Origin of the sequence: Solirubrobacter phytolaccae, from assembly GCF_027587195.1 — a bacterium.
In the GTDB taxonomy this organism is placed as follows: domain Bacteria; phylum Actinomycetota; class Thermoleophilia; order Solirubrobacterales; family Solirubrobacteraceae; genus Solirubrobacter; species Solirubrobacter phytolaccae.
In genome coordinates this window covers 1-26157 of sequence record NZ_JAPDDP010000004.1, presented here as the reverse complement: position 1 = coordinate 26157, position 26157 = coordinate 1, and the positions used below count along the sequence as shown (strand labels likewise).

Here is a 26157-nt window from a genome sequence, read left to right as displayed (position 1 = left end):
CGCGTGGTCGCCACGGAACAAGACGCATGTGTGCCGATTGTGTGCCGGCTGTGCACCTAGAGCCCGCGGCCGGGGTGAGCGGGTTCGCCCTTGTGAGTGATGGCACAAGGTGTTCGTCAGGAGGACATTCGCTCGTGAGATGACGCACCGTGTGGAGGACGCGCTCGGGCTAGACCCAGAGCAGCACGAGCTCCTCGAGAGCTACTGCGGGAGCCGCCTGCCGGTGGCGATCGCGCTCTATGAGCACCAGCTTCAGCGACGGATCCGGCTCGAGTTCGTCTGCGGGCCGGAAGTCGAGCTGGCGCAGGACGTGGAGGAGCTGCTGTTCCGCGCCTACACGCTCTCGCGCCAGATCCACCTGACCTTCGAGTCCGGCCGCGACCGGGCGCTGTGCCTGCAGATGGTCTACGGCGTGATCGCCGGGATCTTCAAGGAGCTGGACCGCTCCGCGGTGACCGGGCGCGAGAGCTGCACGCGGATGCGGTACCTCGAGAAGGCGTGCAGCCGCACCGAGTCCTACTTCGCGCGGGCGTCGCAGCGCCGCGCCCAGCTGCGCTACCTCGGTGGGATGCTCGGCGGGCTGACGGCCGTCGCCGCCGTCGGCGTGCTGCTCTCGATCGGGCTGGACACGCTGCCCGACATCGACGACCAGGCGCCGATGTTCCTCGCCTCGCTGATCGCGGGCGGGATGGGCGCGGTGCTCAGCGTGCTGTTCGGGATGACCTCCGGCAAGCTCAAGCTGCACACGCTGTTCGCGAACGCGGAGTCCGGCATGGGCCCGCTGGTCGCCGCGGGTGCGCTGCGGCCGCTGCTCGGCGGGCTCTCCGGCATCGTCGCCTACGTGCTGCTGCAGGCCGCGATCGTCCCGATCGACGTGCCCGAGGGCGCGTCGGGCACGAACTTCGTGATCGCGCTGGCGATCGTCGCCGGCTTCTCCGAGCGCTGGGCGCGCGGGGTGCTCGCGGGGACCGAGGAGCGGCTCGTGGCGGCGCCCGCGCCCGCCGCTCCCGCCCCCAAGGTCAGCTGAGCGCGCGGCGCTTCTCGACGTAGCGCCGCTTCTTGGCGTTGGTGCCGCAGTCCTCCATCGAGCACCACTTGCGCGAGCGGTTCTTCGAGCGGTCCAGATAGAGCCAACAGCAGTCGCCGCAGCCGCGCAGGCGCCCGAGCGCCTCGGTGTCGGCGAGCAGCAGCGCGGCCTGGTGCGCCAGCCGGTGCACGGCGCTCATCGGGTCCCCGTCGGGCCAGCGCCAGCCGCCGGCCTGGAGGTGGCCCGCCCGGTAGGCGCGCTTGACGGCGGTCTCCAGCGCGTCGTGGTCCTGACCGCGGAACGCGTGCTCGCACGCCGTGCGCAGACGGCGCGCGGCCTCCAGCGCGGCGGTGCTCGCCGTCGGGGTGGCGACGCCCACGCGGGTGGCGAAGGTCATCAGGTCCTCCCGGGTCTGCAGCACGTCGTGCTCGGGCGGCTTGCCGACCTGGCCGTACAGGGTGTTGACGAGGTCCAGCGCGGGGTGTCCGCCGTCGAGGCGCATGTTCGCGGCGGTCGGCGGTGTTTCCACCATAAGCACGTTTGAGGGTAACACGAGTGGGCAGCCCTGAACTTGTGGTTGTCGCGCTGCCGTGTGTCGCCCAGTTCGTGATCGTGTTGGACGTGACGATCGTGGCCATCGCGCTGCCGGTCGTGCAGTCGGATCTGGGCCTGTCGAGCGCGCTGCTCGGCTGGGTGGTGACCGTCTATCCGCTCGTGTTCGGGTGCTGCCTGCTCGCCGCGGGCCGGCTGGCCGATCGCGTCGGGCGGCGCCGCACGTTCGTCATCGGGCTGCTGGTGTTCGGCGGCGCATCCCTGGCGTGCGCGCTCGCGCCGACCGGGCCGGTGCTGCTGGCGGGGCGCGCGGCGCAGGGCCTCGGCGCGGCGCTCGTCTCCCCCGCGGCCCTGGCGCTGGTGACCGCGGCGCGGCCTTCGGGTGACGAGCGCCGGCGGGCGCTGGGCTGGTGGACCGCCGCGGCCGCGGGCGGCGGCGCGAGCGGCTGGGTGCTCGGCGGCGTCGTGAGCGGCTGGCTCGACTGGCGCTGGGTGTTCCTGGTCAACGTGCCGGTCTGCCTGGTGTGCGCCGCGCTCGCCCCTCGCCTGCTGGCGGAGAGCCGCGCGCGGCTGCGCCGCCTGCGCTGGCGCGTGCTCGGGCGGCGCGCCGTGCTCGGGCCCAACGGCGTCGCCGCCGTGCTCACCGCGACCACGACGCCGGCGGTGCTGCTGTGCACGCTGCACGCGCAGCAGCGGCTCGGCCTCTCCCCCGTGATGGCCGGCCTGCTGTTCCCGCCCTTCAACGTGGCGGTGATCGCCGCCTCGCTGCTCGGCCCGCGGATCACGCGCGGGGCGATCCCCGGCGGGCTGCTCGCGATCGCCGCGGGCGCCGGGCTGCTCGCGCTCCACCTCGCGATCCCGACGATGCTCGTGGCCTTCGTGCTGATGGGCGCGGGGCTCGGCGTGGCGTCCGTGGCGTCGACCGCGCAGGGCACCGAAGCGGTCGACGCGGACGACCAGGGCGTCGCCTCGGCCCTCCTCGCGACGAGCGCGCAACTGGGTACGGCGCTCGGGCTCGCGGTCTTCTTGCCCACAGGCTTCGTCCCTGTCGCCGCCCTCGCGTTTATCATCGCGGTCTCATGGCAGGGGTTGGACATGGAGGTCCGCAGTGAGCGCCGGCCTCGCTGCGCTACTGGATGACGTCGCCGTGCTCGCACGGGCGGCCGCCGCGTCGGTCGACGACGTCGCCGCCGGAGCGAGCCGCGCAAGCGTGAAAGCGGCCGGCGTGATCGTCGACGACGCCGCGGTCACACCGCGCTACGTGACGGGCTTCAAGCCCGAGCGCGAGCTCCCGATGATCCGCCGGATCGCGATCGGCTCGCTGCGAAACAAGCTGCTGTTCATCCTGCCGGTCGCGCTCATCCTGAGCGAGTTCGTGGACTGGCTGCTGACGCCGATCCTGATGGTCGGCGGCGCGTACCTGTGCTTCGAGGGCGCCGAGAAGCTCTGGGAGCTCGTCAACCCGAAGCACCATGCGCAGGAGAGCTCGGTCTCCGAGCAGGGTGAGCAGCAAGAGGACCAGATGGTCTCGTCGGCGATCCGGACCGACTTCATCCTCTCGGCCGAGATCATGGTCATCTCGCTCAACGAGGTCGAGGACGAGCCGTTCCTCTCCCGCACGCTGATCCTCATCGCGGTCGCGTTCGCGATCACCGCGCTCGTCTACGGCGTGGTCGCGCTGATCGTGAAGATGGACGACGTCGGGCTCAACCTCGCCAAGACGCGCGAGGGCGCCGGCGCGTCGTTCGGGCGCGGGCTCGTGAAGGCGATGCCGATCGTGCTGTCCGTGCTGTCGAAGGTCGGCATCGCCGCGATGCTCTGGGTCGGCGGGCACATCCTGCTCGTCGGGATCGACGAGCTCGGCTGGCATTTCCCGTACGAAGAGGTGCACCACCTCGAGGAGGACGTGGGCGGCGGCGTGCTCGGCTGGTTCGTGAACACGGGCGCGTCCGCGATCCTCGGCATCGTCGTCGGCGCGATCGTCGTGGCGGTGATGCACGTCGTGCACCACCGCCGTTCAGCCGCGCACTAGAACCGGGAGCCGCGTCGCCAGGCGCGGCACGCTCAGCAGCGCCGCGCCCGCGACCACCACGCCGATCAGCGCGATCACGACGATCGCTCCGCCGGTCGCGGTCGCCGGGTCGTCGCCGCGGATGTAGAGCGTCTCCGCTCCGGCCAGCGCGACCGAAGCCCCGAGCTGGCGGAGCAGCAGCAGCGTCCCGAGTCCCGCGCCGATCATCTGCGGCGCGATCGTGCGGGTCATCGCGATCTGCAGCCCGCTCAGCTGCGGCCCGACGCCGAGCCCGATCAGCGCCATGAACGTCAGGCTCTCCCACTTCGGCGTGCCGGCGTCGAAGGTGGCGAAGCCGAGCGCGCCGAGCGTCAGCAGGACGAGCCCGGCGAGGACCGTGGTGCGGTACTCGCCGCGGCGCATGATCACCGTGCCGGCGATGTTCACCGACACGATCAGGCCGACGAGCAGCGGGTAGATCAGCAGCCCGCTGTGCGTCGCGGACGCGCCCTCCACGCGCTGGAAGTAGAGCGGCAGGAGCAGCACGCTCGCGAACAGGCCGAACGCGCCGAACCCTCCCGCGACCAGGATCCCGGCCGTCTTGCGCTCCCGGAACAGCGACGGCGGGATCACCGGCGCGGCCGCGCGGCGCTCGACCAGGATGAACGCGATCAGCGGCAGCACGCCCGCGACGACGTACGCCGCCTCGCGCTCGCTCAGGCCGACCAGCACGAGCCCGATCGCAAGTGTGAGCAAGGCGATCCCCGCGAGGTCGAGCGGCGTCCGGCGATCCTCGCCCCGCCCGATGGTCGCGGGCAGCACGGTCGCGACGACCGCGAGCGCGGCGAGCCCGATCGGCACGTTGACGAGGAACACCCAGCGCCAGCCGGTCGTGTCGGCGAGGAAGCCGCCGATCAGCGGGCCGATGATGAAGCTCACGCCCATCAGCGCGGCCATCACGCCCTGCAGCGCGGCGCTGCGCTTGCCCTGGAAGAGGTCGGCGACGAGGATGAAGCTCAGCCCTTCCAGCGCGCCGGCGCCGAGGCCCTGCAGCGCCCGGAACGCGATCAGCTGCTCCATCGACTGCGCGGCGGCGCCGAGCGCCGAGCCGGTGAGGAAGATCGTCATGCCGGTGAGCAGCAGCGCGCGCCGCCCGTAGCGGTCCGACAGTCGCGCGTAGATCGGCAGCGAGACCGTCGCCGGGACGAGGTACGCGGTGACGGCCCACACGTACAGGTCGCTGCCGCCGAGTTGCGCGACGATCGTCGGCAGCGCCGTGCCCACGATCGTCTGGTCGAGCATCGCGAGCAGCAGTCCGGACATCACGGCCACCAGCAGCAGCCGTTCGCGTTTGGGCGTCAGTTCCATATGTCGAGATTTACATGTCATGCTCGACGTGTCAAGTTCGACATGTCAATTCTGTCATGTGGTCGAGTAGGATGAGCCGCGGTGTCGCTCCGCCACGCGCTTCTCGGTCTCCTCGCCACCCAGCCCGCGACGGGGTACGAGCTGGCGCAGAAGTTCGACAAGTCCCTCGGCACCGCGTGGCACGCGAGCCACAGCCAGATCTATCCCGAGCTGGCGCGGCTTGCCGACGCGGGCATGGTCGAGGTCGTCGGCGAAGGCGCCCGCAACAGCCGCACCTACGCCGTCACCGAAGCCGGCTACGACGAGATCCGCACCTGGCTCATCGAGACTGACGCGAACCGCAGCCAGCGCAACGAGACCGCCGTGCGCTGGTTCCTGCTCGGCCTGCTCAAACCGGAGGACCGCCGCGCCGCGGTCGACCGCGAGCTCGCCTACGCCGAGGAGTACGTCGCGAACCTGCGCCAGATCGCCGAGCAGATCGACGCGGCCAACCCCGAGCACCCGTTCCGCAAGACGGTCGACCTCGGCCTCCGCACGTCCAGCGTGATGCAGGACTGGCTGCGCGAGCAGCGCTGAGCTAGGTCATGCAGCCGGCGGACGGGCGCTGGTTGAGGCGCACCACCTGGTCGACGTCCCGTCCCAACACGCGCACACGCACGTTCAGGCGATCGACGTCGAAGATCGCCCCGCACGGGACCACGAGCTCGAACCGGCCGCGGTCGAAGTCGACCACCTCTCCGGGCCGGAAACGCACGGTCTCCGCCCCGGGCGCCGTGGTGGCGAGTACCCGCACTTCGGGACGTCCGTGGCTCTGCAGGTAGCCGCTGAGGACCAGCTTGCCGTCCCGCGGGCGATGATCGACGGCGGTGTCCATCGTGGCGCTGAGCGGGTGTAGGAATCCGTAGGAGAGTGTCGCCGCGATCAGCGCGACACCCATGATCACTGCGAGCCCGGCGGTCAGCCGCGTCCACCGCAGCGGCGTGCGCTCGCGGGTCGCGAGCTCGCGCACGAGGATCACCAGCAGGGCGAACGGGACCCATCCGCTGACCGACCAGCCGTCGCCCTCGGTCGGCAAGGCCCCGAGCGCCGCGGCGCCGACGACGAGCGGGACGCGCCACCTGGCGATGCTCGTCCGGTCCCGAAGCATCAGCTCCACGCCCCCGGCGAAGGCGAAGCCCATCCACAGGAGCGGCCCGATGTTCGCGACAGCGCTCCACGGACCTTCCAGACGCCACGGCGGGACGAGGCCGTTGGTGCCCCCGTCGGACGGCGACGGCATCCCGATAGCCAGCCCCACGAACGCCAGGCCGATCATCGCGCCGAACGCGAAGATCACCCCGACCACGACGGCCGAGATCGCCTCCCACCACGACGGCTTGAGCACGCGGGACGTCTGTGCGGCGAGCGCAGTCATCCGCAGGGGACGTCCCGCAGCCAACCGAGCCGCACGACCTGGTGGTGCTCGCGATCGCCGACTTTCATGTGGACGTCGAGCCGATCGACCCGGATCGGGGCGGAGCACCCTTGCGGCATGCGCAGCGCGAGGGTCCGGGTCTCTCCCGCGAAGATGCTGAGGCCGTCGATCCCGCCGACCCCGTTGCCGATCCAGTTCCAGGCGCGGATCACGACCTCGGGCCGGCCAGGCACGCGCACGGATTCCAGGTTGACGATCTCAGGGCCGAGGCCGCGCAGCGGGATGGTGAGGTACTCGTGGCCGCGATTGCTCGTGCTAACCGGCCCCCACTCCGCGCTGAGGGCGTTCACGCGGCCGTAGGAGACGGTGGCGGTTGCCAGGGCGACGGCCGCGACGGCCACGAGGCCGATGGTCAGCGGGCGGCGGCGAAGCGGGCGCCGCGGGCGCGTCGCCTCGTGGCGCACCACAAGGGTCAGGGGGACGATCGCCAGCAGGTTGAGCTGGATGTACGCGTCGTGCCACACGACCAGCGCGAGCCCGGTGGCGACGACGACGGTCGGCGCGCGGCGTGGTGAGATCGTGGTGTCCGCGGACACGACGGAGAGCGCGGGCCACGCGAACGCGCAGCCGAACAGCAGCGCCGGGCCGATGTCGGCGGCCAGGCTCCACGGCCCTTCGATCCGCCAGGGCCAGCCCACCCCGGGCGCGCGGCCCAGCGGGTCCGGCCACTGGACGACATCGGTGAGCGCGAACCGCAACAGGGTCACCGCAACGCCGGCGGCGAGCAGGCCCCACAAGGTGACCCAGAACGCCCGGAGCCACCCGGGGCGCAGCGTGGTCGGAGCGGCGATCGCGGTCATCGGCACTTCCAGCGGACGGCGCCGGGGAAGCGGAGCGACTGCGCGTGCACATGGCCGTTGATGCGCACGCGGACGTTGACCCGGTCAAGGGCCGGCGGGTTCGGGCACAACGTCGGGATGCGCAGGGCGAAGGTGCCGTCCGCGCGGGCGCGCACCGTGCTCGTGGGCGCGTTGGTGCCGCTGCCGAAGTGGACGTCGTCGAGGTCGGGGATCCACGCGTCGAGCACTTCGAGGTCGACTTCGCCGGTGTTGCGAACGCCGACCTGGACGGCGATCGCGCTGTCACGGCTGCCGATCGCCTGGAAGGTCTGCAGCTCGAGCGGCTGGCCGGGCACGCCCTCGGAGCGTGAGGTGACGGCGAGCGCGAGCGCCACGACCACGCCCAGCGCGACCGCGACCCAGGCCGGGCCGATCCCCCGGCGAGCTTCCGTGCCCGTCTCCATCGGCGGTCACCCTAGGTTCACGACGTTCGCTGCGCAAGCGCGGCGTGGACGAATGTTCACGACGCCCGGCGCCCGACGGTTTAGATTCCGACGAGTGCGGAGGCTTGTCGGATTGATGGTTGCGGTTCTCGTGCTGCTTGCGGGAGCCGCCTCGGCCTCGGCCGTCGTGCTGCCCAAGGGGTTCACGGAGACGACCGTCTGGTCGGGTCTGCGAGCCCCGGTCGTGACCCGGTTCGCCGACGACGGGCGGGTCTTCGTCGCGGGCAAGGGCGGGTCCGTCGACGTGTTCGACAGCCTCGAGGACACGAGCCCGACGCGGTTCGTCGACCTCAGCGAGCAGGTGCACGACTACTGGGACCGCGGCCTGCTCGGCATGACCCTGGACCCGCACTTCACGACCGGCCGACCCTACGTGTACGTGCTCTACGCCTACGACAAGGAGCCGGGCAACCCGCTGCAGCCGCGCTGGGGCGACACCTGCCCCTCCCCGCCCGGCCCGACCGAGGACGGGTGCGTGATCTCCGGGCGGCTCTCGCGCCTGGCGCCCGACGGCACCGAGACCGTGCTGATCGAGGGTTGGTGCCAGCAGTTCCCGTCGCACTCGGTCGGCGGGCTCGAGTTCGGCCCCGACGGGCAGCTGTACGTCTCCGCCGGTGACGGCGCCTCGTTCAACTGGGGCGACTACGGCCAGAACGGCAACCCGTGCGGGGACCCGGTCGATCCGCTGGACCCGACCTCGGCCAAGGGCGGCTCGCTGCGGTCGCAGTCGTTCAGCCGACCGGCCGGCGAGCCCGTCGTGCTCAACGGCGCGATCCTGCGCGTGGACCCGGACACGGGCGCCGCGTCGGCCGGCAACCCGGCGATCGCGGACGCCGACGAGAACCGCCGGCGGATCATCGCGTACGGCTTCCGCAACCCGTTCCGCTTCACGTTCCGGCCCGGGACGCGCGAGCTCTGGATCGGCGACGTCGGCGCGGACTTCATCGAGGAGATCAACCGCCTCCAGGACGTCGCGAACGTGCCGAACTACGGGTGGCCGTGCTACGAGGGCACGGAGCTGCACTGGGCGTTCGGCACGATGGGCAATCAGACGTGCGACGCGCTGTACGCGCACAACGGCACGAGCGACGCGTACTTCTCCTACCGCCACGGCGTGCCGGTCGTGCCCGGCGATCCGTGCCCGGCCGCGCAGGGGTCGATCTCCGGCCTGGCGTTCTACACGGGCGATGCCTTCCCGGCCAAGTTCAAGCAGGCGCTGTTCTTCAGCGACCACTCGCGCCAGTGCGTGTGGGTCGCCTACGCGGGCGCCGGCGGCCTGCCGGACATGTCGACGCTCGAGACGTTCGCCTCCGACGTGGCCATCCCCGTCTCGTTGACCGAGGGCCCGGACGGCGCGCTCTACTACGCGGACCTGCTGACCGGCGCGATCCGCCGGATCGAGTGGCGCGGCAACCGGCCGACCGCCCACGTGACCGCCACGCCGTCGGAGGGCCTCGCGCCGCTCGACGTGGCCTTCGATGGCACCGGGTCGACCGCCCCGGAAGGCCGTGAGCTGAGCTACGCGTGGGACCTCGACGGTGACGGCGAGTACGACGACTCGACCGCCGCCAAGCCCACGTTCACGTACACGAGCCCCGGCACGGTCGTCGCCCGCCTGCGCGTCACGGAGGTCGGCGGCCAGAGCCACACGGCGGCGCAGACGATCACGATCGGCGCGCTCCCGACGGTCGCGATCACCGCGCCGGACCGGTTCACCGTCGGCGAGACGCTCGACTTCTCCGGCAGCGCGCAGGACAGCACGGGCGCCTCGCTGCCGGCGTCCGCGCTCACCTGGTCGCTCGCGATCCGGCACTGCGCGCGCACGGACGCGACGCTCTGCCACACGCACCCGGTCGAGAACTGGGTGGGCAAGGCCGGCGCGAGCGTCGTCGCACCCGACCACGAGTACCCGTCGCACCTGCAGCTCTCGCTGACGGCCGTCGACGGAGCCGGGCTTCTGGCCACGAAGGTCGTGCGGATCGATCCGCGCACGGTCGACCTGACCCTCGCGAGCGACCCGCCCGGCCTGGAGCTCACGCTCGGCAACGAGCTCGCGGTCGCACCGTTCACGCGCACGGTCATGGCGCGGTCGCAGAACTCGGTCGCCGCGAAGGCGTCGCAGACGCTCGGCGGCGTGCCCTACACGTTCGCGGGCTGGAGTGGCGGGGTCACGCCCGGCGGGTCGGTCACGGCGCCGGCTTCGGGCACCGCCACCTACACCGCGCGCTTCACGCCACCGCCGACGCCGACCCCCACGGCCACGGCCACGCCGACCGCCACGCCGCCGCCGGAGGATCCGCCTCGGGTGATCCCGTTCCTGCCGCCCGACCTCGGTGGCCTCCCCGCGGCCCCGAAGCTGCTCGGCGCGTGGGGCTTCAACACCGGCACCAAGCAGCGTGTGGCCGGCCGCCACGGCAAGGCGCTGCGCCTGGACGGCCGCAACCGCTTCGCCGTTAGCCCCAAGCCGCTCGACGCGTTCACGGTCGAGACGTGGGTGTACGCGACGCGCGCGGGGACCGTCGCGCAGCGCGGGAGTGCCTTCCGCCTGCCGACCACGCTGCGCAAGCGCTGGACGCACCTCGCGCTGACCTACGACGGCACGGCCCTGCGCACGTATCGCGACGGCAAGCTCATCGCCACCAAGCGCGGGGCGCTCCCGCGCAGCACGAGCCCGCTGCGCTTCGGCGCGTTCGTGGGCCGGCTGGACGACGTCCGCCTGTACGACGGTGCGCTGGACGCGCCGCAGCTCGCCCGCGACATGCGGGCCGCCGTGCGCTGAGTGGACGGATATCCACGCGCCAGGACGCGCCGCGCGCTTTACGTTCGGTGTCGTGCGGAGACTGATCGTCATGCTCGTCGTCCTCGGAACGCTGGTGAGCGCCGGTTCGGCGCGCGCGGTCGTGTTGCCGAGCGGGTTCACGCAGACCACCCAGTGGAGCGGGCTCGGCAATCCGACGGTGATCCGCTTCGCGCCGGACGGCCGCGTGTTCATCGCCGGCAAGAGCGGCGTGATCAACGTCTTCGACTCCCTCGACGACACGACGCCGACGGCGTTCGTCGACCTGCGCTCGAAGGTCCACGACTACTGGGACCGCGGGCTGCTGGGCATGGCGCTGGACCCGAACTTCACGACCGGCCGTCCCTACGTGTACGTGCTGTACGCGTACGACAAGGCGCCGAACAGCGCGACGCAGCCCCGCTGGGGTGACACCTGCCCGACCCCGCCCGGGCCGACGGGCGACGGCTGCGTGATCAGCGGGCGCCTCAGCCGGCTCGCGGCCAACGGCACCGAGACGGTGCTGATCGAGGACTGGTGCCAGCAGTACCCGAGCCACTCCCTCGGCTCGCTCGACTTCGGCCCCGACGGCCAGCTGTACGTCTCCAGCGGCGACGGCGCCTCCTTCAACTGGGCCGACTACGGCCAGGACGGCAACCCGGTCAACCCGTGCGGCGACCCGCCCGGCACCGCCGGTGCGACGCCGTCCGCGTCGAGCTCGCAAGGCGGCGCGTTGCGCTCGCAGGCGTTCCGCCGCCCCGCCGGCCAGGCCGTCGCGCTCAACGGCTCGATCCTGCGCGTGAACCCCGACACGGGCGCCGCGTCGTCCGACAACCCCGCGATCGGGAACGCCGACGTCAACCGCCGGCGGATCGTCGCGTACGGCATGCGCAACCCGTTCCGGTTCACGTTCCGGCCGGGCACGGGCGAGATCTGGTCGGGCGACGTCGGCTGGAACACGTACGAGGAGATCAACCGCACGCAGAACCTCGCGCAGGTCCGCAACTACGGCTGGCCGTGCTACGAGGGCACGCCGAAGCTGGGCGCGTACGACTCGCTCAACACCACGTCGTGCGAGTCGCTCTACACCGAGGGCGGCGCGACCGCCCCGTACTTCGCCTACCACCACAACGAGAAGGTGGTCCCGGGCGAGACGTGCACCACCGGCTCGAGCTCGATCTCCGGCCTGCACTTCTACACCGGCGGCTCGTTCCCGGCCGCGTACACGGACGCGCTGTTCTTCAGCGACTACTCACGCGCATGCATCTGGGTGGTCTACAAGGGCGCCGACGGTCTGCCGGACATGAGCACGCGGGAGACGTTCGCCGCCAAGGCCGACGGCCCGGTGTGGCTCACCCAGGGCCCGGACGGCGCCCTCTACTACGCCGACCTGCTGGGCGGCAAGGTCCACCGGATCGCGGCCGACAACAACGCGCCGACCGCGCGGATCACGGCCACGCCGAGCGAGGGCGTCGCGCCGCTCAGCGTGACCTTCGACGGCACGAAGTCGACCGATCCCGAGAGCCGGCCGCTCACGTACGCGTGGGATCTGGACGGCGACGGCGCCTACGACGACGCCGCCACCGCCCGGGCCTCGTACACGTACCGCTCGCCCGGCAGCGTCACCGCGCGCCTGCGCGTGACGGACACCGCCGGGCTCTCCGGCACCGCGACGCAGACGATCACGATCGGCGCGCCGCCGACGGTGACCATCAGCGCGCCGACCGCGACCACCACCTGGGCGGTCGGGGACACGATCACCTTCATTGGGTCGGCCCGCAACAGCGCGGGCGCGACGCTCGCCGCCTCCCGGCTCACCTGGTCGCTCTCGCTGCGCCACTGCTCGCGCACGGACGCGACCGTCTGCCACACGCACGCCATCCAGGACTACGCGGGCGTCGGCTCCGGGAGCTTCGTCGCGCCCGACCACGAGTACCCGTCACACCTGGAGCTCTCGCTCACCGCGGTCGACGCCGCGGGGCTGACGACGACGCGGACCGTCCGGCTGGACCCGCGCACCGCGGACCTGACCGTGCGCACCGAGCCCGCCGGGCTGCTGGCCTCACTCGGCAGCGAGACGCTCGTGACGCCGTTCACGCGCACGGTGCTCGCCAAGTCGCAGAACTCGGTCGGGGCGCGGTCGCCGCAGTCGCTCGGCGGCGTGCCGTACACGTTCTCGGGCTGGACCGGTGGACCGTCGTCGGCGGGCTGGGTGGTCGCGCCCGCCTCGGGCGGCGTGACGTACACGGCGCGGTTCACGGCGCCGACGCCCACGCCCACGGCGACCCCGACGCCAACTGCCACGCGCACGCCGACGCCAACGCCCACGGGCACGCCGACGCCGACCCCCACCGCGACCCCGACGGCCACGCCGACCGACACGGCGACGCCCGTCCCCACCGAGACGCCGGAGCCGCCCGCGCCGCCCGTCGTGCTTCCGGATGACGTCGGCCCGCCGCTCACGCCGCTGCCGCCGCCGTTCGAGCCGCCCGTCGTCCTTCCCGCGCCCGCGCGCGCCACGCTGCTCGGCGCCTGGGCGTTCGACGATCGTCCCGCCGGTGCCAAGCGCGCCCCCGGGCGCCACGGACGGGCGCTGCGACTCGACGGCCGCAACCGCTTCGTCGTGCGCCCGCCGCGACTGGACACGTTCACGCTGGAGGCGTGGGTCTACGCGACCCGGCCGGGGACGATCGCGCAGCGCGGGTCCGCGCTGCGGCTGTCTACGAGCGGCGGCCGTGTCGGCACCACGTCCGCGCCCGCCTCACTCCCCCGCAACCGCTGGACGCACGTCGCGCTGACCTACGACGGCACGACCGTCCGCGTCTACCGCGACGGCAAGCTCGCGAGCAGCAAGCGCCGAGCCGGCGCGCCGCCCCGCAGCGCGAGTGAGCTGCGCTTCAGCGGCATCATCGGCCGGCTCGACGACATCCGCCTATACGCCGGCGCGCTCACGCCGGCGCAGGTCGCGACCGACCGCAAGACCGCCGTCCGCTGATCAGCGTCGCTAGCCGCGCTCACGCAACGCGGCGACGAACCACGCCCACGCGGGGACCGTCGTCGGCACCGGCGGCCAGCCGTTGATGATCGCCAGCAGCTGCCAGTAGCGCTCGGCGCGCGGGTCCAGGCCGACCTCGAGCCGGTCCGCCAGCGCGGCCGGTGACAGCGCGCCCGGGAACACCGGGTGGACCTCGTCGACGACCGCCGCCGCCTCGTCGCTCGCCGGGTCCAGCCCCGCCGCCAAGGCGCTGCCCGCGTGCTCGCTGACGAGCTCCGCGGCGCGCTGCCAGCCGGCGTCCGGCGCGAGCCTCTCCCCCGCCTCCCGCGCCGTCGCGTGCTGCTCGGACATCCGCCGGATCGACGCCTTGAAGTCCGGCTCCTGGACGAGCTCGGCGAGCTCGATCCAGGCGTCGACCTGCTCGGGCGTCGGGTCCTCCGGCAGGTCCGGCGAGACCGAACGCATGTGCGCCGCGAACCCGGGCTCCATGTCCAGCCCGTCGAACGCGTCGTCGAGGAACCCGGCGACGATCCGCTTGCGCTCGTCGTCGCTCAGCTGTGCGAGCTTGTGCATCCGTTGCATCTCCTGTGGGTCGCTGCCTTTTCGAGCGACCGCCTCCAGCACGGCCTTCTGCACGCGCAGAACGCGGATCTGCGCGGCGAGCGCCGCGGCGTGCGCCGCCGCGACGTCCGGCACGCTGACCTCACGCTCCAACACCCGGCGGATCGTCGCGAGGTCGATCCCCAGGTCGCGCAGGGTCCGCACCAGCCCGAGCCGGACGAGCGCGTCCTCGCCGTACAGGCGATATCCGGCCTCCGTCCGCTCCGTCTCGGGCACCACGCCGGCATCCGAGTAGAAGCGGATCGTCCGCACGGGCAGGCCGGTGCGACTCGCAAGCTCTCCGATGCTCAGCAGGGCGGTCATGCAGCCAGTCTCAGGTCTCCACCGACTGGAGAGTCAAGGGGGATATTCTGCCGATCGTGAAGGTCCGGCTCGCCTATGGCGTCGGAGGGCTCGAGGTCGAGCTGCCCGACGACCGCACCACCGTCGTGGAACCCGCGTACCACGAGGGTGCGCCGGACGAGGTCGCAGTCCTGCGGGACGCGTTGCGCAAGCCGGTCGCCGGCCCGCCGCTCCGGGAGCTCGTCAAGCCCGGGATGAAGGTCGCGATCTCCATGTGCGACGGCACGCGTGCGCAGCCGCGCGACAAGATGATCCCGGCGGTGCTGGAGGAGCTCGGCGTGCCGGACGAGGACGTCGTGATCCTCGTCGCCACGGGCACGCACCGCGGCAACTCCGACGAGGAGATCCGGGCGATGCTCGGCGACGACGTCGTCTCGCGCATCCGGGTCGTCAACCACGACGCGCGCGACAAGTCCACGCTCACGTTCCTCGGCGAGCACGGCAACGGCGTGCCGGTGTGGATCAACTCCGAGTGGGTCGAGGCCGACCTGCGGATCACGACCGGGTTCGTCGAGCCGCACTTCTTCGCCGGCTTCAGCGGCGGGCCGAAGCTCGTCACGCCCGGGCTGGCCGGGCTGGACACGGTGCTCGTGCTGCACGACGCGGCACGCATCGGCGACCCGCGCGCGACCTGGGGCGAGATCGACGACAACCCGGTCCACGCGGACATCCGCGCCGCCGCGGCGGCCGCGCCGCCGCACTTCGCGTTCGACGTGATCCTAAACCGCGAGCAGCGCGTGATCGAAGCGTTCGCGGGTGAGCTGGGGCCGATGCACGCCGCCGCGTGCGCGGCCGCGCAGCGCTTCGCGATGCAGGCCGTGCCGGCGCTGTTCGACGTCGTCGTGACGAGCAACTCCGGCTATCCGCTCGACCAGAACCTCTACCAGGCCGTGAAGGGCATGTCGGCCGCGGCGAAGGTGGTCAAGCCGGGCGGGCTGATCGTGTGCGCCGCCGAGTGCCGCGACGGCTTCCCGGGTCACGGGTCCTACCGGGAGCTGCTCGAGGAGCACGCGTCACCGCGGGAGTTCCTCGACGCGCTCAAGCAGGCCGACCACGTCACGCCTGACCAGTGGCAGGTGCAGATCCAATACAACATCCAGGATCATGCGCGGCTCGTGATGCACACGGGGCACCTGTCCGACGAGGAGCTGCGCGCCGTGCACATCGAGCAGACGCGCGACATCAGCGCGACCGTCGCCGCCGAGGGCTCCTCCGCGACCGTCTGCGTGCTACCCGAGGGTCCGCAGACCATCGCGTACGTCGCCTGACCAATTAACTGCTAGCCTCCTGTCTACAGGTCGGGCAATTGCGCCCGGCACCGCCGTGCACGGCGCCGCAGATTGTTGTTATCGCAACTCCTCCGCTCGCTCAGCACATATTTTTGGAGGACCGGCGATGACGACCGGCACCGTTAAGTGGTTCAGCGACGACAAGGGCTTCGGCTTCATCGTCCCGGACGATGGCTCGAAGGACCTCTTCGTCCACCACAGCGAGATCAGCGGCGGCGGCTTCCGCACGCTCGCCGAGGGCGCGAAGGTCTCCTACGTCGCCGAGTCGGGCCCCAAGGGTCCGAACGCGACGCAGGTCTCGCTGGTCTAGCTGCGCGGCGACCCACACACGATTGGATCGGAGGCCGGCTCGATGAGTCAGTCCCAACCGCACTACCGCACTCCCAAGACCCGCCGCACGTCGGTCACCACCGCGGTCGGCATCGCTGCCGAGCGGCGGACGATCGCCGCGCGTGAGCGTGACGTCGTGAAGGCCCGCGAAGCCGCCCAGCGGCTCGCTTCGGCGGTCTCCCGATGACGCCGCCCAAGCCCGGTCCGCGGCCGCGTTCGGCCTCCCCGGCCGAGCGCAGCGAAGAGTTCGCTGCCCACCAGCAGAAGCTCAAGGACGAGGCGGCCGAGCGCCGTCGCGTCGCGGAAGCGAACCCGACGCCGAAGCGCAAGCCGCGCCCGTCGGCTTCTCGCGGCTAGTAGTCCCGCCTGTTGCCCTCGGGGCGACAGGTCAACGCTCCCCGGCCCCGCCACTAGCGGGGCCGTTCGCGTTTAAGGGGCCTGGTGACCCGTCTGTTCACGCGGTTGCCGGCGCGCGGTGGTATCGCTGCGCCGTTGTGAACACGGTGCGCGTGATGGCCAAGCTGGAACCGGGTGGGGCGCAGCTGTCGATGTTGCGCGTGATGGCCGAGTTGCGCGGTCGGGGAATCGCCTCGGAGCTGCTGTGCGGGTGGGCGAGCGCGGATGGGCTCGCGCTCGCGCGCCGGCACGGTGTCGAGCCGACGGTCTGGGGCGGCGGCGGGAACGTGCAGTGGACGCCGGCCCCGGCGTTCGCCCGCTGGCTCGCTCCGAAGCTGCAGGGAGCGGATCTGGTCCATGCCCACATGTTCGGGGGATGGTGGGCGGCCGCGGTCGCGACGTCCGCGGCCACCCCGTTGGTGGCGAGTGAGCACAACCAGTACCTCTGGCCCGATCGCGCCTACCCCGACGAGCTGCGCGCCGGGCTCGACCGCGTCGACGTGTTTTTCGCCCACGGGCCGAGTGCCCGCGACACGGTGCTGGCGCACGGCCTCCCGCCGGAGCGGCTTCGTGAAGGCCTCTCGCCGGTCGTCGGAACCCAGGATCAGCCGCGAGCCGGCTTGCCCACTCCCCGCATCGTCTTCGCCGGACGGCTGCACGCGGACAAGGGTCCCGACCTCCTGCTGGCCGCGCTCGGGCGCTTGCGCGCCCCGCCCGTGACGCTCATCCTCGGCGACGGCCATCTGCGACCCGTCCTTGAGGAGCAGGTGCGCGAGCTGAACCTGCAGACGCGCGTGCGCTTTCTCGGCTGGGTACCGGACCCCGGCGCCTACATCGCCGGTGCCGCGGCGCTCGCGATCCCGTCCCGCGACGAGTCGTTCTCGCAGACGGCGATCATCGGCCTGGCCCACGGCGTGCCGGTCATCGGCACCGACGTCGACGGCTTCCCGACGACGTTGGGAGACGACCGCGGCATCATCGTCCCGCCTGAGGATCCGGACGCCCTCGCCGCCGCGCTGCGCGTGGTGCTGGACGGCGAGCTGCCCCGCCCGCGCCCGCTGCGCGACTACACCGACCAGTTCGAGCCCGCCCGCGTCGCGGACGTCTACGAGCACACCTACCGCGGCCTGCTCTCCCGCGGGTCCGTCGGAACGCCGGTCCCGGCATGAGCGCGGAGCCGCTGACGTGGTCCACCGGTGCGATGACGCCCGCCGGGCTCGCCGTCGTCTGCGCGGAAGTCAGCGCGCGCGAGCACCCGACGGTCGTGGAATGCGGCTCGGGCTTCAGCACGCTGCGTCTGGCCGAGCTCATCCACGAGCGCGCCGGACGCCTGGTCTCGCTCGAGCACGACGCCGCGTGGGCCGCGCGTGTCCGCGACGCGCTGGCCGCTGCCGGATTCGCCGAGACCGCGCGCGTCGTCCTGGCCCCGCTCGAGCCGCACCCGCTCGCCCGCGACGGCCTGCCCTGGTACGCCCAGCACGCGCTGCGCTCCCTCCCCCAGCACATCGACGTGCTCCTGGTCGACGGCCCGCCGGCGTTCGACCCGGGCACCGGGCTCAGCCGCTACCCGGCGCTGCCGGTGCTCGCGGACCGGCTCGCACCCGACGCCGTGGTCCTCCTCGACGACATCGACCGCCACGGTGAGCGCGAGATCGCACAGGCGTGGGAACGCGACACCGAGTTCGGCTTCGAGCTCCTCGCGGCGGAGCGTCTCGCGCGCGGAGGGCGAGCGCGACTCTGACGACGCGAGGCGTCCGGTTGCCCGGACACGAGGTGCGGTTTCCCCCACCTCGAAAGCACGACTGGCCGTACTTGCAGACGCCAGCCTCCACCCAAAGATCGACCCGCCCGGAGTGGGAGAGTTCCCATTGTCGAAAGACACTCTCCAAGCCGAAGACACCAGGAACTCCTCTCTCTCCCTCCTCCAGTCGTCCCAGCGAGTCGCCCTTGTCCTTTCCCCCGGACCGCGCTCGCTCCCACGGATGACGCCGGCCTGAAGATGCGAACGAACAACGGCCCCGCCTGACCAGCGGGGCCGAGTTCTTTAACGCCTACGGGTACCGCCGCTCGAGGCGTCGGTCGACGCCCGCGGCGCGGGCGACTCGCGCGAGCAGCCGCAGGCCGCGCTCGAGGATCGCGTACGCGCCGGGCAGCCGACCGTCGCCCCACTCGAGCAGCAGCGCGGCGTGGAGCGGGTTGCGCGGCATCCCGTTCTTGCGCACGCGCCCGTCGGCGGCCAGCCCGTACGCGACGCGCAGCGAAGTCTCGAAGCCCGGCTGCCCCGGCCGCAGCTCCACCCGTGCGACCGCCCGCTCGTCGCCTTCGTTGGACCACGCGTGCAGCGTCCCGATCGGCACGGTCGCTTCCTCGCCCGGCCCGAGGATCAGACGCTCGTCGCCGACCATGACGCTGAGCCGACCTTCGATCACCTCGAACCGCTCCGTGTAGCTCAGGTGGTAGTGCGGCGTCACCTTGCCGCCCGGAGCGACCTCCAGCTCACCCAGCGATCGCTCGCCGCCGGACTCCTCGCTCGTCTCGAGGAACGTCACGGCGTCGCCCTGCACCGGGTTCACGATCCGCCGTCGCGCGGATGCATCGATCTTCGTCATGCACCACCTGACGGAAAGACGTGGCGCTTTCTTCCCGCGAGCGGCCGGCTACACGCGGCGCGGCTGCCGGTGGTAGTAGACCGTCATCGTCAGGTCGTCTTCCTCGCCGGTGACCTCCGACGAGAACGTGATGTCCTGCACGTCGACATCACCCAGCTCCTCGATCGAGTCGGCCACCCGCCGGAGCAGCGCGGGCACGAAGCCCTGCCCCGGCCCGACCGGGTTCGACTGGCTGAAGTGATGAATCGTCCACTCGTCTCGGGTCTCTTCAATCATCGCTACTTGAGCATTGCATCCTCAGCGTCTGGGCAACCTCGCAGCTGATCGAGCGCCAGGAGCGCGGGATACTCGCGACGGCGCGGATAGCGGAAGCGGTGGTACTCGCCCCAGTAGCTGTTGGCGCGGTTCTCGGTGAGGGCGAGGAACTGGCGGTTGGCACGCGCGAAGTCCTGGTATGCGGGCGAGGTCAGCGGCGCCTCCTCGTGCACCAGCGCGCAGATCTGGAAGACGTACTCGCCCAGCAGGGAGAGCACGTACGGGATCACCCAGGGCTCCGTCGAGTCGACGACCCGAGCGATCGCACGCTCTCGGACGTGGCCGTCGCCGTGGCGTGAGTACAAGCAGCCGGCGACGAGCTGCTGTCCATCACTCATCGCCACGAGCGTGTCGGCTTCGAGCTCGGGGTAGTGGATGCGGTAGGGGACCGCCACCTCCTCGCCGGAGACGTGCACCGCCTCGCGGCGCTCCATGGCGGGGTACGTGCGCGGCGGAAGTGCGCGTAGGACGCTCAGCACGTCATCACGGAGAGAGGCCGGGAAGCCGCCGAGCAGTATCTGGTCCTCGTCCCAGGGCAACGAGCCATTATCAATGAAGTCTCGTGCCCAGCGTCTCGTTCCCCCGTCCGTTGTCTCCGCCGGAGCGCGCCGCGCTGCGAGATCTCATCGAGCGCGCCGGAGTACCCGAGCGGGACGTCCTGCTCGCGCAGGTCGACGCCGCGGAGGCGTTGAGTGGCTGCGCGTGCCCGTGCCCGACGATCAGCCTCCGCGTCGACCCGACCGCCGCCGAACCGGTCGAGTACACCGCGAAGCCGATCGCAACCGCCGACTACGACGACGGTGCCGTGATGGTCTGGGTCGAGGACGGCTGGCTCAGCCACCTCGAGCTCACCTGGTACGTCGCCGACCCGCCGCCGTCGGCGTTCCCGCCGCCGACGTCGATGTCCAACCACCGGGTCGGGTGAGCGCACGGGGGTGCGGTTTTCCCCACCTCGAAAGCACGACTGGCCACACCCCCAGACGCCAGCCTCCACCCAAAGATCGACCCGCGCCGAGTGGGAGAGTTCCCAGTGTCGAAAGACACTCTCCAAGCCGAAGACACCAGGAACTCCTCTCTCTCCCTCCTCCAGTCCTCCCAGCGAGTCGCCCTTGTCCTTTCCCCCGGACCGCGCTCGCTCCCACGGATGACGCCGGCCTGAAGATGCGAACGAACAACGGCCCCGCCTGACCAGCGGGGCCGAGTTCGTTTCAATGCGGCTACCTTCAACGCCGTGAGAGCCTTCGGGATCTGCGCCGCGCTGTCGGCGCTGGCGGTCGGTGGGTGTGGAACCGGCACCGTGACGGTGTCCGACACGGCTCACCCGCCTCGTACGGCAGCGGAACGAGCAGCCGTCGACGCCGTGCGCGCCTACGATCTCGCGATCCGCCGGGACGATGCCGCCGCCGCGTGCCGGAGCGTGGGCGGCGCCGAGCTCGACGCGTTCCGGTGCCGGACCAGGCCGTCGATCCCGGCCGACCGTCGTTCGCGGCTCGCCGACCCGGCGGACCTCCGCGTCTCCATGAACGACTCGCCCACGGGCTGGATCTTCCTCAGCGGCGCTGCGGCGGGAAGGGACATCGGACTCCACTACAAGGTCAGCCGAGCACGCGGAGCGCAGCGGGTGACACGCGTCGACGTCGGCGTCACCCGCTGAACCGCATGGCACGGACGGACACGGCCTCCCGGGTGATCTCTACTCCGCCGGAGCGGGTCTACGCCGCGCTCGTCGATCCCGAGTCGCTCGCGGCCTGGCTCCCACCCGACGGGATGAGCGGCGTGTTCGAGCGGTTCGATGCCCGCCCCGGCGGCTCATACCGGCTCGTGCTGACGTACGCGGACGCCTCGACCGCACCGGGCAAGGCCACGGCGGACACGGACATCGTCGAGGCCCGCTTCGTCGACATCGTCCCTGGCGTGCGGGTCGTGCAGGCCGTCGACTTCGTCCACGACGACCCCGCCTACGCCGGCACGATGACCATGACCTGGGAGGTCACGACCGTCGCCGCCGGCACGCGCGTGGAGATTCGCGCTGTGGATGTCCCCGCCGGCATCTCCGCCGAGGATCACGCGGCCGGCCTCGCTTCCTCACTGGCCAACCTCGCCGCGTTCGTCGAGCACTGACGCGGCGCGGCGTGGGGCGGCGGCCCAGCTGGCGAGCAGGTCCAGGCCTTGGGCGGAGCGTGAACCGGGTTCGGCGGTGTAGGTGAACATCGTCTGGCCGCTCTCGGCGGCGACGTCAAAGCGCTGGAAGTGCAGCGTGAGCTCACCGACGACGGGATGCACGAGGCGCTTGGTGCCCGAGTTGTGGAAGCGGACGTCGTGGGAGGCCCAGCGCGTCCGGAACGCCTGGCTCTGCATCGAGAGCTCGCCGACCAACTCGGAGAGCCTGCGGTCACGCGGGTCCGCGCCGGCGGTGTGGCGCATGATCGCCACGGTCTCGGTCGCGATCCGGTCCCAGTCGGGGTACATCTCCAACGCGACCGGATCGAGGAACAGGAAGCGGGCGGAGTTCACGGGCCGGTCGCGTTTGGCGAACAGCGGCGACCACAGCGCCTCGCCGAGCGGGTTGGCGGCCAGGACGTCGTGGCTGCCGTTGCTCACAAACGCGGCGGCGCCGGTGATCGAGTCCAGGAGCCACTGCACGTCGGGCCGGACCTGCTGCTTGGGCGTCGCGCGACGACGGCGCGGCGTGCCGGCGGGCTGGGCCGAGCGGGCGAGGTCGACGAGATGACCGCGCTCGGCTTCATCGAGCCCCAACGCATCGGCCAGCGCATCGAGGACGGAGTCGGAGACGCCGGACAGGTTCCCGCGCTCGATGCGGGTGTAGTACTCGACACTCACCCCGGCGAGCGCCGCCACCTCCGAGCGCCGTAGTCCGGGCACGCGCCGCGGGCCGTAGGACGTGATCCCGGCATCCTGGGGCGTGGTCCGGCCGCGCCGGGAAGTCAGGAACGCTCGGATCTCCTCCTTCGGGTCCACGGCATCGAGCCTACGCGCCCTCGGCCGGGCCAGGGAGTCCCTGCCAGTACCCCTTTCGACAGGGACTCCCACCCGCGCGAAGACGGCGCTTGGCTGGGGTCCATGAAGCACGCACTCCTCGGGACCCTCGAGGTCTCCCGCATCGGCCTCGGCGCCATGACCATGGCCGGGACCTACACCAGCGAAGGCGCGCTGGACAACGCGGAGTCGATCCGCACCATCCACCGCGCGTTCGACCTCGGCGTCACCCACATCGACACGGCCGAGATCTACGGCCCGTTCCTGAGCGAGGAGATCGTCGGTCAGGCAGTCAAGGGCCGCCGCGACCAGGTCAAGATCGCCACGAAGTTCGGCCTCGTCTCGCACGACGGCGGCGGCCCCGGCGTGATCGACAGCCGTCCCGCGAACGTCAAGGCCGCGGTCGAGGGCTCGCTCAAGCGCCTGGGCACCGACCACATCGACCTGCTCTACCAGCACCGCGTGGACCCCAACACGCCGATCGAGGAGACCGCGCAGGCCGTGGCGGACCTGATCGCCGAGGGCAAGGTCCTGCACTTCGGGCTCTCCGAGGCGTCGCCCGAGACCATCCGCCGCGCCCACGCGGTGCAGCCGATCTCCGCGCTGCAGACGGAGTACTCGCTGTGGACGCGCGACGTCGAGGCGGAGATCCTGCCGCTGCTGCGCGAGCTCGGGATCGGGTTCGTCCCGTACTCGCCCCTGGGGCACGGCTTGCTCACCGGGCAGATCCGCATCGTCGACGACTTCGCCGACGACGACTGGCGCAAGACCAACCCGCGGTTCACCGGCGAGAACTTCCGCCGCAACCTTGCGCTCGTGGACGAGGTCCGGGCGATCGGCGCCGAGATCGGCGCGACCCCCGCGCAGACCGCGCTCGCGTGGATCCTCACGCGCGGTGACGACATCGCCCCGATCCCCGGCACCCGCCGTGTCGCCCGCGTCGAGGAGAACACCGCGGCCGACGCGGTTCAGCTCACCGCCGCGCAGCTCGAGCGGCTCAACGACCTCGAGCCCGCCGCCGGCGCACGCCACGACGACGCCAACATGGCGACGATCGACCGCTAGAAACTCACTCCCGGGCGGCGCAGCAACCGCTGCCGCGCGCCGGCGCGGTCGTGGCTGAGCACGAACAGCGCCAGCGCGAGGACGATCGGCGCCGCGCCGACCCAGGCCAGCGCACGCACGTCGAGCGCGTCGAGCACGATGCCGCCCAGCAGCGCGCCGCCCGCGATCCCGAAGTTGCTGGTCGCGTTGATCCAGGCTCCGGAGAGCTCGGGCGAGATGGCGTCGGCGCGGATCGTCGCGCTCTGCATCAGGGACGCCACCGGACCGAACGCGGCGAGCCAGACGATGCCCGCGAGGACCACGGGCACGAGCGACGGCAGGCTCACGCCGATGGCGAGGACGCCGGCGACGACGACCGACAGGATCACGATCGCCGCCCGGCGCGGCTCGGCGTCCAGGAACGGCGCGGCCCGCCAGAGGCCGATGATCCCGAACACGCCGAACAGGAACAGCAGCGGCGCGACCGCCGACTCGGACGCGCCGGCGCGCAGCAGGATCACGGTCACGTACGTGTAGACGGTGAACTGGCCGAGGTAGGTCAGCGCGTTGGCGGCGATCACCGTGACCGCGTCCCGCCGCTGGCCTTTGACGGCCGCCGCGCGCGCGGCCGGTGGCGCCTGCGCCGAGGGCAGCACCGTCGCCAGCAGCGCGAACGTCACGAGCCCGAGCACGACGAGCACGACGAACGCCGCCCGCCAGCCGGCGGCCTCTCCGAGCGCGGTCGCCAGCGGGGAGCCGAGGATGAAGGCCGCGGACGGCCCCGCGGACACGAGGGCGAGCGCCCGCCCCGCGCGCTCCACCGGCACGAGGCGCGACGCGTAGCCGATGCAGACGGAGAAGAACACGGCGTGCGTGACGCCGCCCAGAACCCGGGCGGCCGCGAACAGCTCGAACGACGGCGCCAGCGCGCAGATCAGGTTGCTCAGCGTGTAGCTGGCCATCGCGATCAGCAGCAGCCGTCGGCCCGGAACGCGCCGCGTGGCCAGCGTCATCGGCACCGCCAGCAGCATCACCATCACGGCGTAGAGGCTGATCAGGAGGCCGGTGGTCGACTCGCTGTGGGCGAACGCCGCGCTGATCTGCGGCAGCAGGCCGACCGGCAGCATCTCGGTGGTGACCGCGGTGAAGGCCGCCAGCGCCAGCACGAGCAGGCCGGCGCGTGCTTCGTTCCGCGAGTCCATCCAGACCAATATACTCGGCCACCGAGTATATGTCCGTCTCGCGATCAGCCCGGGTGCGTTGGGCCACGGCTTCGGAGCTGCTGCGGCTCGTGCACCGCGAGCCCGGCATCACGCGCCGGACCGCCGGTGAGCAGCTGGGGCTGTCCAGCGGCACGCTCGCCGAGACCGTCGGGCGCCTGCGCGACGCGAGCCTGCTCACCGAGACCCGGGCGGCCGCCGCCGGCCCCGGACGGCCGACCACGATCCTGGAGCCGCACCCGCGCGGCCCGTTGGTGGTCGTCGTCGAGCTCCGGGCGCGCGATTGGGCCGTGAGCAGCGGGGACCTGGCGGGACACACGACACCGGTGGCGTCGGGGGCGATCGGCGACGAACCGCCGGCGCGCGTGCTGGACGAGGTCGCCACCCACGTGCACGACGTGCTCCGCGCTTCGGCCGGCCGTGTGCGGGCGGTCGTGGTCGCCGCGGCCGGCACGGTCTCGGGCACGCGCCTCGTCCAGTTCACGGTGCGGGGCTGGACCGACGTCGAGCTCAGCGTGCTGGCGCCTGAGGTCACCGTGCTCGCCGGGAACGACGCCACGCTCGGTGGCTTCGCCGAGGCCTGGACCGGCGCCGCCCGGGAGCACGCGGTGGCCCTGCACCTCATGGTCACCGAGGGCCTGGGCGGCGTGCTGTTGGTCGACGGCCAGCCGGTGCGCGGCGCGCGCGGTCGCGGCGGCGAGTTCGGGCATCTCCCCTTCGGCGATCCGCGCCTCGCGTGCCCGTGCGGCGCCCACGGGTGCTGGGGCCGGACGGTCGACGGCGAAGCCTTGGCGCGCCTCGCCGGCCATCCTCGCCCGACCGACCCCGAGGGGTACGCGCGGGCCACGCTGCGGACCGGCGAGCGCAGCGCCGCGGTGGAGGACGTCGCGGGCGCGCTCGGTGCCGGGATCGCCGGCCTCGTCAACGCGCACGACCCCGACGTCGTGACCATCGCCGGGCTCGCACCGCTCGTCCGCGCGGCCGCTCCCGACGCCTTCGCCCGGGCTTACGACCGCGGTCTGATGCTCACCAACCGCGACGCGCCACCACCGATCCGCGACAGCGTCCACGGCGACCGCGGCCCGGCCCGCGGTGCGCTCAACCTCGGCTTCACGCACCTCACCGAGCCGGACGCGCTGGCGGAGTGGGCCGCGGAGCCAGCGCGTCCTGCAGCTCGCGGATGATCGCGCCCTGGAGGCCCGACGCCAGCAGGCCCGGACCGAGCGGCCCGGCGCGATCCTCACCGAGGAGCGGCAGCCTTCGCAGCGCCTCCGCGACGGGCGCGGACATCCGGTCCAGCTGCCACCGGACCTCCTGCGCGACGGCGACGTCCTGGTCGGCCGCGGCCAACCCGGCGGCCTTGGCGGCGTAGGCGGCGGCACCCAACGCGTGCGCGCCCATGTGCGCGACGGCGGCGGCCTGCCCCGCGGCGCGCGCCGCAGCGACCGCGGCCTGCGCGAGCGCGCTGAGGTAGTGCCCGGTCCAGTGCCCACTGAGCAGCCCGCCCTC

29 protein-coding genes are annotated in these 26157 nt (G+C 72.2%); 17 read left to right on the top strand and 12 right to left on the bottom strand.

Annotation, left to right across the window (positions count from 1 at the left end; all coding sequences use genetic code 11):
* The first annotated feature begins 139 nt into the window (after positions 1-139).
* Positions 140-1027: a hypothetical protein gene (locus OJ997_RS03020; protein WP_270023522.1), complete on the top strand. Its 888-nt coding sequence runs from the start codon at positions 140-142 to the stop codon at positions 1025-1027.
* Here OJ997_RS03020 and OJ997_RS03015 read toward each other — a convergent pair.
* The gene (locus OJ997_RS03015; RefSeq protein WP_270023521.1) at positions 1020-1559 is read right to left on the bottom strand and encodes a CGNR zinc finger domain-containing protein; all 540 of its coding nucleotides are present in this window, start codon (positions 1557-1559) and stop codon (positions 1020-1022) included. The two genes, OJ997_RS03020 and OJ997_RS03015, sit on opposite strands and share 8 nt — an antisense overlap.
* Positions 1560-1582: 23 nt before the next feature.
* Here OJ997_RS03015 and OJ997_RS03010 point away from each other — a divergent pair, with 23 nt between their 5' ends.
* Positions 1583-2719, top strand: coding sequence for an MFS transporter (locus OJ997_RS03010; protein WP_308213563.1), 1137 nt, complete (start codon positions 1583-1585; stop codon positions 2717-2719).
* Positions 2688-3611 (top strand): DUF808 domain-containing protein, encoded by a 924-nt coding sequence (locus tag OJ997_RS03005; protein WP_270023520.1) that lies wholly within the window; start codon positions 2688-2690, stop codon positions 3609-3611. The genes OJ997_RS03010 and OJ997_RS03005 overlap by 32 nt, the downstream gene beginning before the upstream one ends.
* On the opposite strand, the gene OJ997_RS03000 is transcribed toward OJ997_RS03005, so the two are convergent.
* Positions 3597-4958 (bottom strand): MFS transporter, encoded by a 1362-nt coding sequence (locus OJ997_RS03000; RefSeq protein WP_270023519.1) that lies wholly within the window; start codon positions 4956-4958, stop codon positions 3597-3599. The two genes, OJ997_RS03005 and OJ997_RS03000, sit on opposite strands and share 15 nt — an antisense overlap.
* Positions 4959-5039: 81 nt before the next feature.
* Here OJ997_RS03000 and OJ997_RS02995 point away from each other — a divergent pair, with 81 nt between their 5' ends.
* Positions 5040-5534 (top strand): PadR family transcriptional regulator, encoded by a 495-nt coding sequence (locus tag OJ997_RS02995; RefSeq protein WP_270023518.1) that lies wholly within the window; start codon positions 5040-5042, stop codon positions 5532-5534.
* Position 5535: 1 nt separating this feature from the next.
* Here the strand turns inward: OJ997_RS02995 and OJ997_RS02990 are convergent, their stop codons facing one another.
* Genes OJ997_RS02990 through OJ997_RS02980 form a run of 3 tightly spaced genes read right to left on the bottom strand, consistent with a single transcriptional unit; the run spans position 5536 to position 7675 of the window.
* The gene (locus OJ997_RS02990) at positions 5536-6372 is read right to left on the bottom strand and encodes a hypothetical protein (RefSeq protein ID WP_270023517.1); all 837 of its coding nucleotides are present in this window, start codon (positions 6370-6372) and stop codon (positions 5536-5538) included.
* Positions 6369-7232: a hypothetical protein gene (locus OJ997_RS02985; RefSeq protein ID WP_270023516.1), complete on the bottom strand. Its 864-nt coding sequence runs from the start codon at positions 7230-7232 to the stop codon at positions 6369-6371. The genes OJ997_RS02990 and OJ997_RS02985 overlap by 4 nt, the downstream gene beginning before the upstream one ends.
* Positions 7229-7675, bottom strand: a complete 447-nt coding sequence (locus OJ997_RS02980) for a hypothetical protein (protein ID WP_270023515.1) — start codon at positions 7673-7675, stop codon at positions 7229-7231. Before OJ997_RS02980 ends, OJ997_RS02985 begins: the two co-directional genes overlap by 4 nt.
* 115 nt (positions 7676-7790) lie before the next feature.
* Here OJ997_RS02980 and OJ997_RS02975 point away from each other — a divergent pair, with 115 nt between their 5' ends.
* Both OJ997_RS02975 and OJ997_RS02970 read left to right on the top strand, forming a co-directional pair.
* Positions 7791-10493, top strand: a complete 2703-nt coding sequence (locus tag OJ997_RS02975) for a PQQ-dependent sugar dehydrogenase (protein ID WP_270023514.1) — start codon at positions 7791-7793, stop codon at positions 10491-10493.
* 52 nt (positions 10494-10545) lie between these two features.
* The gene (locus tag OJ997_RS02970; RefSeq protein ID WP_270023513.1) at positions 10546-13485 is read left to right on the top strand and encodes a PQQ-dependent sugar dehydrogenase; all 2940 of its coding nucleotides are present in this window, start codon (positions 10546-10548) and stop codon (positions 13483-13485) included.
* Positions 13486-13494: 9 nt separating this feature from the next.
* Here the strand turns inward: OJ997_RS02970 and OJ997_RS02965 are convergent, their stop codons facing one another.
* Positions 13495-14409 (bottom strand): MerR family transcriptional regulator, encoded by a 915-nt coding sequence (locus OJ997_RS02965; RefSeq protein WP_270023512.1) that lies wholly within the window; start codon positions 14407-14409, stop codon positions 13495-13497.
* 56 nt (positions 14410-14465) lie between these two features.
* On the opposite strand from OJ997_RS02965, the gene larA reads away from it, so the two are divergent.
* From larA to OJ997_RS02935, 6 genes are all read left to right on the top strand, one after another.
* A complete protein-coding gene (gene larA, locus OJ997_RS02960; RefSeq protein ID WP_270023511.1) occupies positions 14466-15716 on the top strand; it encodes a nickel-dependent lactate racemase in 1251 nt (416 codons plus the stop codon).
* A 127-nt stretch (positions 15717-15843) separates the two neighbouring features.
* Positions 15844-16047, top strand: a complete 204-nt coding sequence (locus OJ997_RS02955) for a cold-shock protein (protein WP_270023510.1) — start codon at positions 15844-15846, stop codon at positions 16045-16047.
* 42 nt (positions 16048-16089) lie between these two features.
* A complete protein-coding gene (locus tag OJ997_RS02950; protein ID WP_270023509.1) occupies positions 16090-16254 on the top strand; it encodes a hypothetical protein in 165 nt (54 codons plus the stop codon).
* On the top strand, positions 16251-16424 hold the full coding sequence (locus OJ997_RS02945) for a hypothetical protein (RefSeq protein ID WP_270023508.1): 174 nt from the start codon (positions 16251-16253) through the stop codon (positions 16422-16424). The genes OJ997_RS02950 and OJ997_RS02945 overlap by 4 nt, the downstream gene beginning before the upstream one ends.
* Positions 16425-16579: 155 nt before the next feature.
* A complete protein-coding gene (locus tag OJ997_RS02940; protein WP_270023507.1) occupies positions 16580-17632 on the top strand; it encodes a glycosyltransferase family 4 protein in 1053 nt (350 codons plus the stop codon).
* Positions 17629-18204 carry an O-methyltransferase gene (locus tag OJ997_RS02935; protein WP_270023506.1) on the top strand — a complete coding sequence of 192 codons (576 nt, stop codon included), beginning with the start codon at positions 17629-17631 and terminating at the stop codon, positions 18202-18204. Before OJ997_RS02940 ends, OJ997_RS02935 begins: the two co-directional genes overlap by 4 nt.
* A gap of 310 nt (positions 18205-18514) precedes the next feature.
* Here the strand turns inward: OJ997_RS02935 and OJ997_RS02930 are convergent, their stop codons facing one another.
* From OJ997_RS02930 to OJ997_RS02920, 3 genes are read right to left on the bottom strand one after another with little or no spacing between them, the layout of a single operon-like run.
* Positions 18515-19072 carry a cupin domain-containing protein gene (locus tag OJ997_RS02930; protein WP_270023505.1) on the bottom strand — a complete coding sequence of 186 codons (558 nt, stop codon included), beginning with the start codon at positions 19070-19072 and terminating at the stop codon, positions 18515-18517.
* A gap of 48 nt (positions 19073-19120) precedes the next feature.
* A complete protein-coding gene (locus OJ997_RS02925) occupies positions 19121-19348 on the bottom strand; it encodes a hypothetical protein (RefSeq protein ID WP_270023504.1) in 228 nt (75 codons plus the stop codon).
* 2 nt (positions 19349-19350) lie between these two features.
* Positions 19351-19926 (bottom strand): hypothetical protein, encoded by a 576-nt coding sequence (locus OJ997_RS02920; protein WP_270023503.1) that lies wholly within the window; start codon positions 19924-19926, stop codon positions 19351-19353.
* Positions 19927-19949: 23 nt separating this feature from the next.
* On the opposite strand from OJ997_RS02920, the gene OJ997_RS02915 reads away from it, so the two are divergent.
* From OJ997_RS02915 to OJ997_RS02905, 3 genes are all read left to right on the top strand, one after another.
* Positions 19950-20312, top strand: coding sequence for a hypothetical protein (locus tag OJ997_RS02915; RefSeq protein WP_270023502.1), 363 nt, complete (start codon positions 19950-19952; stop codon positions 20310-20312).
* 306 nt (positions 20313-20618) lie between these two features.
* Entirely contained in the window at positions 20619-21041 is a 423-nt protein-coding gene (locus OJ997_RS02910) for a hypothetical protein (RefSeq protein WP_270023501.1), read from the top strand.
* A gap of 5 nt (positions 21042-21046) precedes the next feature.
* The gene (locus tag OJ997_RS02905) at positions 21047-21508 is read left to right on the top strand and encodes an SRPBCC family protein (protein WP_270023500.1); all 462 of its coding nucleotides are present in this window, start codon (positions 21047-21049) and stop codon (positions 21506-21508) included.
* On the opposite strand, the gene OJ997_RS02900 is transcribed toward OJ997_RS02905, so the two are convergent.
* Complete coding sequence (locus OJ997_RS02900; RefSeq protein WP_270023499.1) at positions 21473-22366, bottom strand: helix-turn-helix domain-containing protein; 894 nt, start codon at positions 22364-22366, stop codon at positions 21473-21475. The two genes, OJ997_RS02905 and OJ997_RS02900, sit on opposite strands and share 36 nt — an antisense overlap.
* A gap of 102 nt (positions 22367-22468) precedes the next feature.
* On the opposite strand from OJ997_RS02900, the gene OJ997_RS02895 reads away from it, so the two are divergent.
* Positions 22469-23449, top strand: a complete 981-nt coding sequence (locus OJ997_RS02895; protein ID WP_270023498.1) for an aldo/keto reductase — start codon at positions 22469-22471, stop codon at positions 23447-23449.
* On the opposite strand, the gene OJ997_RS02890 is transcribed toward OJ997_RS02895, so the two are convergent.
* On the bottom strand, positions 23446-24630 hold the full coding sequence (locus OJ997_RS02890; RefSeq protein ID WP_270023497.1) for an MFS transporter: 1185 nt from the start codon (positions 24628-24630) through the stop codon (positions 23446-23448). The two genes, OJ997_RS02895 and OJ997_RS02890, sit on opposite strands and share 4 nt — an antisense overlap.
* Positions 24631-24683: 53 nt before the next feature.
* On the opposite strand from OJ997_RS02890, the gene OJ997_RS02885 reads away from it, so the two are divergent.
* Positions 24684-25832, top strand: coding sequence for an ROK family protein (locus OJ997_RS02885; RefSeq protein WP_270023496.1), 1149 nt, complete (start codon positions 24684-24686; stop codon positions 25830-25832).
* On the opposite strand, the gene OJ997_RS02880 is transcribed toward OJ997_RS02885, so the two are convergent.
* Positions 25768-26157 (bottom strand): putative immunity protein (locus tag OJ997_RS02880; RefSeq protein ID WP_270023495.1); only part of this gene is annotated, 390 nt, incomplete at its 5' end. The genes OJ997_RS02885 and OJ997_RS02880 overlap by 65 nt on opposite strands.

Excerpts from the sequence above, each read along its gene's own strand:
- OJ997_RS02945 (WP_270023508.1), top strand. The coding sequence starts at position 16,251 with ATGACGCCGCCCAAGCCCGGTCCGCGGCCGCGTTCGGCCTCCCCGGCC.
- OJ997_RS02975 (WP_270023514.1), top strand. The coding sequence starts at position 7,791 with ATGGTTGCGGTTCTCGTGCTGCTTGCGGGAGCCGCCTCGGCCTCGGCC.
- OJ997_RS02940 (WP_270023507.1), top strand. The coding sequence starts at position 16,580 with ATGGCCAAGCTGGAACCGGGTGGGGCGCAGCTGTCGATGTTGCGCGTG.
- OJ997_RS03000 (WP_270023519.1), bottom strand. The coding sequence starts at position 4,958 with ATGGAACTGACGCCCAAACGCGAACGGCTGCTGCTGGTGGCCGTGATG.
- OJ997_RS02985 (WP_270023516.1), bottom strand. The coding sequence starts at position 7,232 with ATGACCGCGATCGCCGCTCCGACCACGCTGCGCCCCGGGTGGCTCCGG.
- OJ997_RS03020 (WP_270023522.1), top strand. The coding sequence starts at position 140 with ATGACGCACCGTGTGGAGGACGCGCTCGGGCTAGACCCAGAGCAGCAC.
- OJ997_RS03015 (WP_270023521.1), bottom strand. The coding sequence starts at position 1,559 with ATGGTGGAAACACCGCCGACCGCCGCGAACATGCGCCTCGACGGCGGA.
- OJ997_RS02895 (WP_270023498.1), top strand. The coding sequence starts at position 22,469 with ATGAAGCACGCACTCCTCGGGACCCTCGAGGTCTCCCGCATCGGCCTC.
- OJ997_RS02930 (WP_270023505.1), bottom strand. The coding sequence starts at position 19,072 with ATGACGAAGATCGATGCATCCGCGCGACGGCGGATCGTGAACCCGGTG.
- OJ997_RS02965 (WP_270023512.1), bottom strand. The coding sequence starts at position 14,409 with ATGACCGCCCTGCTGAGCATCGGAGAGCTTGCGAGTCGCACCGGCCTG.
- OJ997_RS02890 (WP_270023497.1), bottom strand. The coding sequence starts at position 24,630 with ATGGACTCGCGGAACGAAGCACGCGCCGGCCTGCTCGTGCTGGCGCTG.
- OJ997_RS02935 (WP_270023506.1), top strand. The coding sequence starts at position 17,629 with ATGAGCGCGGAGCCGCTGACGTGGTCCACCGGTGCGATGACGCCCGCC.
- OJ997_RS02950 (WP_270023509.1), top strand. The coding sequence starts at position 16,090 with ATGAGTCAGTCCCAACCGCACTACCGCACTCCCAAGACCCGCCGCACG.
- OJ997_RS02990 (WP_270023517.1), bottom strand. The coding sequence starts at position 6,372 with ATGACTGCGCTCGCCGCACAGACGTCCCGCGTGCTCAAGCCGTCGTGG.
- OJ997_RS02925 (WP_270023504.1), bottom strand. The coding sequence starts at position 19,348 with ATGATTGAAGAGACCCGAGACGAGTGGACGATTCATCACTTCAGCCAG.
- OJ997_RS02980 (WP_270023515.1), bottom strand. The coding sequence starts at position 7,675 with ATGGAGACGGGCACGGAAGCTCGCCGGGGGATCGGCCCGGCCTGGGTC.
- OJ997_RS02955 (WP_270023510.1), top strand. The coding sequence starts at position 15,844 with ATGACGACCGGCACCGTTAAGTGGTTCAGCGACGACAAGGGCTTCGGC.
- OJ997_RS02905 (WP_270023500.1), top strand. The coding sequence starts at position 21,047 with ATGGCACGGACGGACACGGCCTCCCGGGTGATCTCTACTCCGCCGGAG.